This is a genomic window from Stenotrophomonas sp. STEN020 (assembly GCF_056760195.1).
On record NZ_JBRREI010000032.1, the window covers coordinates 44,025 to 55,055 of the forward strand.

Sequence of the window (11,031 nt, forward strand, 5' to 3'; positions counted from 1 at the left end):
GCCCAAGCGGATGCTGGCGCTGCGTTCCCCCCTCCCGGACGCCCCCCACCCGCAGGAGCACCACCATGTACACCATCGACCCCCGCCTTCCACTGCCGCAGGTTCTGGACCAGTACCCAAGCGGCACCCCGCACCGTCGCAGCCATGTGAACGACTACTTGTTGGTTCCGCGTGAAGTCGAACATTTCAATGGCCTGCTGGCCCGTCTTGGCCGCACCCAGCCGCCGCTGCAGACCGACCAGCTGGCCACCGCGGCCCGCAACCTGAACGACGCTGCCCGAGACCACAGCGCTTCGCCCTGTATCGAGCAGCGGATGCGCCACGCCCACCTGCTGGAACAGCTGCTGCAGGAGACCGACTGGGAACCCGCCGCCGAGGTGAGCTGTGAACTGCATATGGTCATCGCCTATCTGCACGCCAGCCACCAGTTGATCCCGGACACGGTTCCCGGCGTTGGGCATCTGGATCAAGCCATCGTGATCGACACGGCCTGGCCGAAACTGGCTGGCGAAGTGGCCAACTTCCTGGACTACCAGCGCCTGCGCCAGCTGGAGGCCGAACGCCAAGGCCGCGGCTACCATGACATCGCCTTCAACCGCAGCAGCTGGCTTGAACTACGTGAGATCGAAGCCCGCCTGCACGAGCACCAGCGTCGGGTACGCGAAGGCAGCTATGCACCTGAACCGCTCAGCTACTTCCGCATCCACTGACAGCGACACCGGCCGGGCTTCAGCCAGAACCACAAGGATCATGCTGGAGCCCGGCGGACGGGGCCTGACGAGCATTGCCGTCAGGCCTGCGCCCGTCCTGATAGTGTGCACATGCGGGCCATTGGCCCGGGCCGGCGCGCGCAGCGGGCATGTCAAGCCTTGCCCCACCCCGCCCCCGTCGCTACCCTGCACCGGCACACTTCTGGCTCCGCATGTCTACTTCTTCCCGCTTCGTCCATCTTCACGTCCACACCGAATTCTCGATGGTGGACTCCACCATCCGCGTACCCGCCAAGCCCGATCAGGCCGACCCCAAGAAGGCCAAGCAGCCCAACCTGCTGAGCCGTTCGGTCGAAATGAAAGCGCCGGCACTGGCCGTCACCGACCTGAACAACATGTTCGCGCTGGTGAAGTTCTACAAGGCCGCCGAAGGCGTGGGCATCAAGCCCATTGCCGGTGCCGACCTGCTGATCACCGAGGACGGCCAGGACCCCTGGCGCATGACCTTGCTGTGCCGCGACCGCGAGGGCTACCTGAGCCTGTCGCGCCTGCTCACCCGTGCGTGGATGGAAGGCCATCGCAACGAGGGTGGCGTCGCCGTGCATCCACAGTGGCTGAAGGACGGCTGCAAGAACCTGTTCGCGCTGGCCGGCCGCCACAGCCTGGCCGGGCGCCTGGCCAATGACGGCCGCCACGATCTGGCTGAGCAGCAGCTCGCCGACTGGCAGCGCGTGTTCGGCGACGGCCTGCATCTGGAGCTGACCCGCACCGGTCGCGATGGCGAGGAAGCCTTCAACCAGTTCGCACTGCAGGCCGCCGGTCAACGCGGCCTGCCGGTGGTAGCGACCAATGATGTGCGCTTCCTGTCGCCGGATGATTTCTACGCGCATGAAGCGCGCGTCTGTATTTCCACCGGTCGCGTGCTCGACGATCCCAAGCGTCCGCGTGAGTACAGCGCCGAGCAGTATCTGAAAACGCCGGAACAGATGTGCGAGCTGTTCGCCGACATCCCCGACGCGATCGACAACACCCTGGCACTGGCAGAACGCTGCAACGTCGAGATGCGGCTGGGCACCTACTTCCTGCCCAACTATCCGGTGCCGGACGACCAGACCCTGGACAGCTGGATCCAGAAGATCTCGCGCGACGGCCTGGAAGAGCGCCTGCAGGTGCATCCAATTGCTGCCGGCATGACCCGCGAGGACTACGACGCGCGGCTGGAGTTCGAGCTCAACACCATCATCAAGATGGGCTTCCCCGGCTACTTCCTGATCGTGGCCGACTTCATCCAGTGGGGTAAGAACCAGGGCATTCCGATTGGCCCGGGCCGTGGTTCCGGTGCCGGCTCGCTGGTGGCCTGGGCGCTGAAGATCACCGATCTGGATCCGCTGCCCTACAACCTGCTGTTCGAGCGCTTCCTCAACCCGGAACGCGTGTCGATGCCCGACTTCGACATCGACTTCTGCATGGATCGCCGCGACGAGGTGATCGACTACGTCGCACGCAAGTACGGCCGCGAGCGCGTCAGCCAGATCATCACCTACGGCACCATGGCCGCCAAGGCGGTGGTGCGTGATACCGGCCGCGTACTTGGTTTCCCGTACGGTCTGGTCGACGGCGTTTCCAAGCTGATCCCCAACATCCTCGGGATTCACCTGAAGGATGCGTTGGGCAAGGGCAAGGAAGGCACAAGTTCGGAAATGGCCTCGGCCGAGCTGATCCAGCGCTACGAGTCCGAAGACGACGTCCGCGACCTGATCGATCTGGCCTTGCAGCTGGAAGACCTGACCCGCAACGCCGGCAAGCATGCCGGCGGCGTGGTGATCGGGCCGGAGCCGCTGAGCGAGTTCTGCCCGCTGTACGCCGAACATGACGATGGCGGCATCGGCAAGAACCCAGTCACCCAGTTCGACAAGAACGACGTTGAAGAAGTCGGCCTGGTGAAGTTCGACTTCCTCGGCCTGCGCACGCTGACCATCATTGATTGGGCGGTGAAGGCGATCAACAAGCGCCACGAGCGCGCCGGCATTCCGCCGGTCGATATCGCCCATATCCCGCTCGACGACGCCCCGACCTACAAGGACATCTTCGCCAACGGCAATACCGGTGCAGTGTTCCAGTTCGAATCCTCGGGCATGCGGCGTCTGCTGAAGGACGCGCGGCCCGACCGGTTCGAAGATCTGATCGCGCTGGTGTCGCTGTACCGCCCCGGCCCGATGGACCTGATTCCTTCCTTCAACGCGCGTAAGCACGGCCAGGAAGAAATCATCTATCCCGATCCGCGTACCGAAGCCATCCTGAAAGACACCTACGGCATCATGGTGTATCAGGAGCAGGTGATGCAGATGGCGCAGATCGTCGGCAATTACTCGCTGGGCGGCGCCGATCTACTACGCCGTGCAATGGGTAAGAAAGTGCCGGCGGAAATGGCCAAGCACCGCGAGATCTTCCGCGAAGGTGCGGCCACCGGCGGCGTCGACGGCCCCAAGGCCGACGAAATCTTCGACTTGATGGAGAAGTTCGCCGGCTACGGTTTCAATAAGTCGCATGCTGCCGCCTATGCACTGGTCAGTTACCAGACCGCCTGGCTCAAGCGTCACTACCCGGCCGAATTCATGGCCGCGACCCTGTCCTCGGACATGGACAACACCGACAAGGTAGTCGGCTTCCTGGCCGAGGTGAAGAACCTTGGCCTGACCGTGCTGCCACCGCGCGTCAACGACTCGGCCTATATGTTCGAGGCGGCCAACGCCGACACCATCCGTTACGGCCTGGGCGCAATCAAGGGCGTCGGCCAAGGCGCCTGCGAAGCGGTAGTCGAACAACGCGAACGCGCTGGCGAGTACGCCTCGCTGCTGGATTTCTGCGCGCGCGTGGAATCGGGCAAGCTCAATCGCCGCACGCTGGAAGCGATGATCAACTGCGGTGCCTTCGACGGCATCGGCAAGAACCGTGCGACGTTGGCCCTGCAGCTGCCGGAGGTGATCAAGGCCACCGAGCAGATGGCGCGCGAGAAAGCCTCCGGGCAGAACTCGCTGTTTGGTGCACCGGACCCGGTCAGCACCGCCAGCCAGCTCGACTTGCCCGAGAGCAAGGAATGGCCGCTGGCACAGCTGCTCAATGGCGAACGCGAGACGCTGGGTTTCTTCCTCAGCGGCCATCCGTTCGACCCTTACGCCGATGACGTCAAGGAACTGGTTGGTACCGACCTCGGCGGCCTCGACAAACTGATTGCTCCCGCCTTCCCCTCCAAGGACGGTGAGAAGCGTGCCTGGCGTCAGGAATCCCCGGTGATTCTTGCCGGCATGGTCATTGGTGTACGCCGCAAGGGCGACAGCCAGGTCTTCGTGACCCTGGAAGACGGCAAGGGCCGGGTCGAATGCAGCGCGTTCTCCGATGGCCTGGCCGAATTCGGCCACCTGATGACCAAGGACCGCATCCTGGTGGTCAAGGGCGGCCTGCGCGAGGACGAGTTCAACGGCGGTTATGCCCTGCGCATGCGCCAATGCTGGGACTACGAGCAACTCTGCGCCGACCACGCGCTGCGTCTGTCGATGCGCGTGGATGGCCGTGGCGGCCCGATCTGGCAACGGATCGACGCCCTGCTCGCCACCGCCCGCCCGGGCCGTACCCCGCTACGACTGGACCTGCTGCTCAACGGCAAGCCCGGCAGCATTGCCGGCATGCTCGATCTGGGCAGCAGCGGCTCGGTGCGGGTCACGCCCAAGCTGCTCGATGCCCTGCGCGAAGACCCGGCCGTGCGCCGGGTCAAGGTCAAGTACAGCCCGCCCTGGGCCAATTAATTGTCCGGACGGACGCGTACGGGTTGATACGGCGCGTTCGGCTACACTTCCCCCCTTTCATTGCTGACGGTTTCCGATGAATCCGAACTACCTCGATTTCGAGCAACCCATCGCCGATCTGGAATCCAAGATCAAGGACCTGCGCAATGCCAGCGCCGGGCCGGCGGTCAATGTCGATGCTGAGGTCAAGGCGCTGGAAGACAAGCTGCGCCTGCGTACTGCCCAGATCTTCCGCAACCTGTCCTCGTGGCAGGTGCTGCAGGTGGCCCGCCACCCGTCGCGCCCCTACCCGCTCGACTACATCCGCATCTTCTGCGATGAGTTCCAGGAACTGGCCGGCGACCGCGCCTTTGCCGACGACAAGGCCATTGTTGGCGGCCTGGCCCGCATCGGCGGCCGCTCGGTGATGCTGATCGGCCACCAGAAGGGCCGCGACACCAAGGAAAAGGTGCGCCGCAACTTCGGCATGCCCAAGCCCGAGGGCTACCGCAAGGCCCTGCGCCTGATGAAGATGGCAGAGCGTTTCGGCCTGCCGGTGCTGACCCTGATCGACACCGCCGGTGCCTGGCCGGGCATCGACGCCGAAGAGCGTGGCCAGTCCGAAGCCATCGCCCGCAACCTGATGGAAATGGCTGAGCTCAAGGTGCCGGTTATCTGCACCGTGATCGGCGAAGGCGGCTCCGGCGGCGCGCTGGCACTGGGCGTGGGCGACCGCACCCTGATGCTGGAATACAGCGTCTACTCAACCATCAGCCCGGAAGGCTGCGCCTCCATCCTGTGGAAGGACGCCGGCAAGGCCAAGGACGCCGCCGAGCAGTTGGGCATGACCGCCCCGCGCCTGAAGAGCCTGGGCCTGATCGACAAGATGATCCGCGAACCGATCGGCGGCGCCCACCGCAATCCCACGCAGATGGGCAAGCGTCTGAAGGCCGTGCTGCTCAATGAGCTGGACGCGCTGGAAAAACTGCCGCTTGATGAGTTGCTGGCACGCCGCTACAAGCGTCTGCGCAGCTACGGTGCCTACGAAGCGGCATAAGCCGCTTCCGCCACAGGGACACACGGATGAGTCCGATCATTCTGCTTTCGCTGATCCTGCAGGTCGCCTGCTGCGTACACGTCGTGCGCACCGGGCGACCGCTGTATTGGATCTTCATCCTGCTGTTCTTCTCCTATCTGGCAGTGCTGATCTACGTGATCGCCGAAGTGCTGCCGGACCTGCGCAACAGCCCGACCGCGCGTCGCGGCCTGCGCCAGGTCCGCGACCAGATCGACCCGCAGCGCGGCAAGCGCCAAGCCGACCAGCGCCTGCGGGTTTCCGACACCGCCGACAACCGCAGACGCCTGGCCCAGGAACACCTGGACCGCGGCGAGTACGCCGAAGCAGCTGCATTGTATGAAGGCGCACTGCGCGGACTGCACAGCGAAGACCCGGACCTGATGCTGGGCCTGGCCAAGGCCCAGTACGGTCTGCAGCAGCCGGCACAGGCGCGCAAGACGCTGGAAGCGCTGATCGCGGCGAACCCCAACTTCCGCTCGCATGACGGCCACCTGCTGTATGCCCGTACCGTTGAGGACAGCGCGGACATTCCTGCCGCCCTGCACGAGTACGAGGCCATGATCGGCGGCTACCCGGGCGAGGAAGCGCGCCTGCGCTATGCCTTGCTGCTCAAACGCGCCGGGCGCGAGGACGATGCGGCGAGGCAACTGCAAAACATCCTCGACCGCGCCGAGACCTCGCCGCGCTATTACCAGCAGGCGCAGCGCGCGTGGATCGATGCCGCACGCAAGGAACTGCGGCAGCTGACGCCGGCAGGCTGAGTCCGGAACCATGGCTTTTGTAGGAGCGGCGTAAGCCGCGAAGCTAGCCCTGCTGAAGCCCTTGGCACCTGTGCCATCTGATGATGTACTTGCTTCGCGGCTTACGCCGCTCCTACAAACGCACCCGACACCTGCGCGCTGGGACCGCATCACCTGCCTTCTCCCCATCCCCGGCGAGGCCAAGCAGCATGATCACCAGCCTGAAAGTACTGTTGATCGCCATCAGCCTGCTCGCCAGCATGTACCTGATCGCCTGCGCCCTGCTCGCCTTCAATGCCCGCAGCATGCTCTACCACCCGACCCCGCGCAGTGCCGATGTACCGCACTGGACGCTGCCGCGCGGCGATGCCGAAATCATCATCTCCAGCAACAAGCAACCCGGCACCCCGCTCGTACTGTATTTCGGCGGCAATGCCGAAGATGTCTCGCAGGCGCTGCCGATGCTGCAGCAGGGCTTCCCCGATGCCGCCATCCACGCGATGCACTACCGCGGTTATGGCGGCAGCAGCGGCTCACCGACCGAAGCCTCGCTTATCAGCGATGCATTGGCGCTATATGACGGCACCAGCAGCCAGGCAAACGAGATCATCGTGATCGGCCGCAGCCTGGGCTCGGGCGTCGCCGTGCAACTCGCCGCTGCCCGGCCAGTTCAGCGGCTGGTCCTGATCACGCCTTACGACAGCATTGGCGGCCTAGCTGCACGGATGTTCCCGGCCTTCCCGGTGCGCCTGCTGCTGCGCGATCACTACGATTCATGGCGTCACGCCACACGGATCAGTGCGCCTACCACGCTGATCATTGCCGGCAGGGATGAGGTGATTCCGAATGCGAGTTCGTTGCGGCTACTGCATGAATTCCGGCCCGGCGTTGCGCAGGCGGTGACCATCGCCGATGCCGATCACAATGATGTGTTTGGCTATCCGCAGTTTGCGGAAGCGTTGCGGGGGCGGTAGCGCTTGAAGCCTACCCCTCCCAAACCCTCCCCTTGGCTACGCCAAAGGGAGGGGGCAAGGCTCAAGCCTTCCCTTGCGCGTAGCGCAGGGGAGGGTTGGGAGGGGTGCCCTTGATCTTTGCAGCCCCAAAATAAACTCAGAACGGCTTGGCCAACACCAGATAAACAATCGCAATGAACAGCACCAACGGCAGCTCATTGAACCAGCGCAAGGTCCCAGACGAGGGCAATGCCTTGCCCTTGATCGTGCCCTTCAACCAGCGCCCGGTGAAGGTGAAATACACCATCAGCAACACCACCAATCCCAGCTTTGCATGCAGCCAGCCGGCAGCGCCCGGCGCCACCATGGTCGGAAACTCCGGCAACACCTTGTAGCCAAGCCACAGCACCAGCCCAAGGATGAAGGCAAAGCCAAACATCACGTGGCCAAACCGGTACAGGCGCTTGCCCATCAACTGCAGTCGTTCCAACACCTGCGGCTGCCCCGCAGCCTCGGCGATATTGACCAGGATCCGCGGCAGGTAGAACACCGACGCCATCCACGCCACCACGAAAACAAGGTGAAAGGTCTTTACCCAAAAGTACGACTGCATGCGCTGGCTCCATCGGCGGCGTAGGATGAGCGCCATTTTCGCCCATCCACACAAGACACGCACATGCAGGACAAGCAGTACGACGCCGACTACTTCCAACGCTGGTACCGCCGCGACGATATCGGCGGCGCAGCGCGCCTGGCCCGCAAGGTGCAGCTGGCCGTGGCTGCGGCCGAGTATTACCTCGAACGCCCGATCCGCAGCGTACTCGACGTTGGCTGCGGCGAAGGCGCCTGGCGTGCACCCTTGCTCAAGCTGCGACCCAAGCTGCAGTACATGGGTTTTGACAGCAGCGAGTACGCGGTGCGCCGCTACGGCCGCACCCGCAACCTGCACCTGGCCGGCTTCGGCGACTTCCAGTGGCTGCGCCCGTGCGCGCCGGTCGACCTGCTGGTGTGCTCGGACGTGATCCATTACGTGCCCAGCCGCGAGCTGCGCAAGGGCCTGCCGGGCCTGGCTGAACTGTGTGGCGGGGTCGCCTTCCTGGAGCTGTTCACCGCCGAGGACGAGTTCCATGGCGACCACGACGGCTTCCAGCAGCGCCCTGCCCGCTGGTACAAGCGCCAGTTGCGTGAGGCGGGCTTCCGTGGCGTCGGCTCGCATTGCTGGCTGGGGCCGTCGTTCAGCGAGGACATCGCCGCGCTGGAAAGGGCCGACTAAAGGCCGATACCCGCTTAACTCGCGCTCTGCGATAGTGCGCTATGCTGCACAGCATCATATGACTGTACATATTGGGACGTCATGCTTTATCAACTGCATGAATTGACCCGCAACCTGCTTGCGCCCTGGGTTCACCAGGCGCAGGCAAATGCGGCGTTCTTCAATAATTCGGGCCACTGGTGGTCGTCGATGCCGGGCGCTGATCGCTTCGCGGCGATGAACGAGCTGTTCCACCGCCTCGGCAAGGATTATGAGAAGCCCGAATGGGGCATCCACGAGCTGGAGCTTGATGGCGAGATCGTGCCGATCGCCCAGCTCACCGAAGTGGAGAAGCCGTTCTGCAAGCTGCTGCGCTTCAAGCGCCACAGCAACGAAACCTCCAAGGTCGAAGCCCTGCTGGCGCAGCCCATCGTGCTGGTGGTGGCGCCGCTGTCCGGCCACCACGCCACCCTGCTGCGCGACACCGTGCGCACCCTGCTGCGCGACCACCGCGTCTATGTGACCGACTGGGTCGACGCGCGCATGGTGCCGGTGGAACAGGGCGAGTTCGGCCTGGACGACTACATCGAATACGTGCAGGAGTTCATCCGCTACCTCGGCGCCGAGAACGTGCATGTGGTCAGCGTCTGCCAGCCGACCGTGCCGGTGCTGGCAGCGGTGTCACTGATGGCCAGCCGTGGCGAAACCACGCCGCGCTCGCTGGTGATGATGGGCGGCCCGATCGATGCGCGCTGCAGCCCGACTGCGGTCAACAATCTGGCCACGCGCAACCCGATGTCGTGGTTCGAGAACAATGTCATCCACACCATTCCGGCGCCGTATCCGGGCCAGGGCCGCCGCGTCTATCCGGGCTTCCTGCAGCACGCCGGTTTCATGTCGATGAATCCCAGCCGCCACCTGATGTCGCACTGGGATTTCTACACCGACCTGGTCAAGGGCGACCTCGACGATGCCAACGCGCATCGCCGCTTCTACGACGAGTACAACGCCGTGCTCGACATGCCGGCGCAGTTCTACCTGGACACCATCCGCGTGGTGTTCCAGGAGTTCCTGCTGCCGCGTGGCGAGTGGTATGTGCGCGGCGAGCACGTCGACCCATCGGCCATCCGCGACACCGCGCTGCTGAGCATCGAAGGCGAGCTGGACGACATCGCCGGCCTGGGCCAGACCGAAGCCGCGCAGGCGCTGTGCACCGGCATCCCGGCCTCGCGCCGCGACCACTTCATCGTTGAAGGCGCCGGCCACTACGGCATCTTCAGCGGCCGCCGCTGGCGCGAAGTGGTGTACCCGAAGATGCGCGATTTCTTCAGCGCCCAAGCCGCACAACCGGCGGCGAAAAAAGCCAAGAAAGCCAGCAGCAACGTAACCCCGCTACGCCGCCGCGCCCAGCGCTGAGCTCCGGCTTAGAGCCCCTCTCCCGCCTGCGGGAGAGGGGTTGGGGTGAGGGCAAACCGAAGACGAAATACCTCGGACAAAGCCCCCAACCAAAGCCAGTGTCTTTCAGCCTTGCTCCGCGGGAGCGAAGAAATAGAAGCAAACAGAAGGCCCCGGTAACCCCGGGGCCTTCCGCATTCAAGAAACCGCCTTCAACCCCACAACCCCAACAACGATCACCGCCAAGCTCAGCAGCCGCGCCGTACTCCGCGACTCACCAAAGAACAGCATGTTCACCAGCACCGCAGCCGCGGTTCCCAAACCAATCCACACGGCATAGGCAATGCTCAGTTGGATATAGCGGAATGACTGGTACAGCAGCACGAACGAAGCACCGAACCCGCCAAAGAACAACACAGCGTTCAACAGACTCTTGCGCCCGCTGTAACGCTTCAGGCCAATCACGCCTACCGTCTCCATCAAGGCAGCGGCAATCACCAGAAACCAGCCCATGTCAGCCTCCCTCCCCGCTTGTATCGGGATCGGCAGCAGCTTTGCCATCGGCCAGCTTCAACGCGATCACGCCCGCCACCAGCACCGCCATGAACCCGCCCTTGGCGACGCTGAAGCTGCCGTCGAACAGGAAGATATCCATCAGCGCCGTGCCCACCGTGCCAACGGCGGCAAACACCGCGTAGACGGTGCCGGTAGGCAATGACTCGCAGGCCTTGGCCAACCAATGGAAGTCCACCACGATCACCAAGATGATCGGGATCCAATGCCACCACGTGGCTGCCACATTGAAGCCATACACCCAGACCAGCTCGAACAGACAGGTCAGTGCCACATAGAACCAACCTTTATTGGCCATGGCTTTCTCCACAAAAAAACCGCCACCAGCATACCGCGAGGTAGTGCCGAGCCATGCTCGGCAGGGGCATTACCGGCAGCGTAACCAACTCCGGTTTTTGTGGGAGCGGCGTAAGCCGCGATGCTGCAACTGGATCAGCCAGCGAAGAGCTTCCCCTCCCCAGCCCTCCCCTTCGCTACGCGAAAGGGAGGGAGCGTAGTGCCGAGCCATGCTCGGCAGAGGCGTTACCGGTAGAGCCTCTGCCGAGCAT

The 11,031-nt window shown here is 63.9% G+C and carries 10 protein-coding genes; 7 read left to right on the forward strand and 3 right to left on the reverse strand.

What is annotated here, in order from left to right:
* Positions 1 to 65: 65 nt before the first annotated feature.
* From ACVOLZ_RS14080 to ACVOLZ_RS14100, 5 genes are all read left to right on the forward strand, one after another.
* Positions 66 to 710 (forward strand): hypothetical protein, encoded by a 645-nt coding sequence (locus ACVOLZ_RS14080; RefSeq protein WP_481516709.1) that lies wholly within the window; start codon positions 66 to 68, stop codon positions 708 to 710.
* 212 nt (positions 711 to 922) lie between these two features.
* A complete protein-coding gene (dnaE, locus tag ACVOLZ_RS14085; protein ID WP_481516710.1) occupies positions 923 to 4,513 on the forward strand; it encodes a DNA polymerase III subunit alpha in 3,591 nt (1,196 codons plus the stop codon).
* A 76-nt stretch (positions 4,514 to 4,589) separates the two neighbouring features.
* On the forward strand, positions 4,590 to 5,549 hold the full coding sequence (locus tag ACVOLZ_RS14090) for an acetyl-CoA carboxylase carboxyltransferase subunit alpha (RefSeq protein ID WP_481516711.1): 960 nt from the start codon (positions 4,590 to 4,592) through the stop codon (positions 5,547 to 5,549).
* Between the two features lie 26 nt (positions 5,550 to 5,575).
* Positions 5,576 to 6,331 carry a tetratricopeptide repeat protein gene (locus tag ACVOLZ_RS14095; protein WP_481516712.1) on the forward strand — a complete coding sequence of 252 codons (756 nt, stop codon included), beginning with the start codon at positions 5,576 to 5,578 and terminating at the stop codon, positions 6,329 to 6,331.
* A 188-nt stretch (positions 6,332 to 6,519) separates the two neighbouring features.
* On the forward strand, positions 6,520 to 7,284 hold the full coding sequence (locus ACVOLZ_RS14100) for an alpha/beta hydrolase (RefSeq protein ID WP_481516713.1): 765 nt from the start codon (positions 6,520 to 6,522) through the stop codon (positions 7,282 to 7,284).
* A gap of 136 nt (positions 7,285 to 7,420) precedes the next feature.
* On the opposite strand, the gene ACVOLZ_RS14105 is transcribed toward ACVOLZ_RS14100, so the two are convergent.
* Entirely contained in the window at positions 7,421 to 7,876 is a 456-nt protein-coding gene (locus ACVOLZ_RS14105; RefSeq protein ID WP_481516714.1) for a CopD family protein, read from the reverse strand.
* 63 nt (positions 7,877 to 7,939) lie between these two features.
* Here ACVOLZ_RS14105 and ACVOLZ_RS14110 point away from each other — a divergent pair, with 63 nt between their 5' ends.
* Entirely contained in the window at positions 7,940 to 8,536 is a 597-nt protein-coding gene (locus tag ACVOLZ_RS14110) for a class I SAM-dependent DNA methyltransferase (RefSeq protein ID WP_481516715.1), read from the forward strand.
* An 81-nt stretch (positions 8,537 to 8,617) separates the two neighbouring features.
* On the forward strand, positions 8,618 to 9,931 hold the full coding sequence (locus ACVOLZ_RS14115; protein WP_481516716.1) for a polyhydroxyalkanoate depolymerase: 1,314 nt from the start codon (positions 8,618 to 8,620) through the stop codon (positions 9,929 to 9,931).
* A gap of 177 nt (positions 9,932 to 10,108) precedes the next feature.
* On the opposite strand, the gene ACVOLZ_RS14120 is transcribed toward ACVOLZ_RS14115, so the two are convergent.
* Both ACVOLZ_RS14120 and ACVOLZ_RS14125 read right to left on the reverse strand, forming a co-directional pair.
* Positions 10,109 to 10,423, reverse strand: coding sequence for a DMT family transporter (locus ACVOLZ_RS14120; RefSeq protein ID WP_481516717.1), 315 nt, complete (start codon positions 10,421 to 10,423; stop codon positions 10,109 to 10,111).
* A gap of 1 nt (position 10,424) precedes the next feature.
* A complete protein-coding gene (locus ACVOLZ_RS14125) occupies positions 10,425 to 10,781 on the reverse strand; it encodes a DMT family transporter (protein WP_481516718.1) in 357 nt (118 codons plus the stop codon).
* Positions 10,782 to 11,031: the final 250 nt, after the last annotated feature.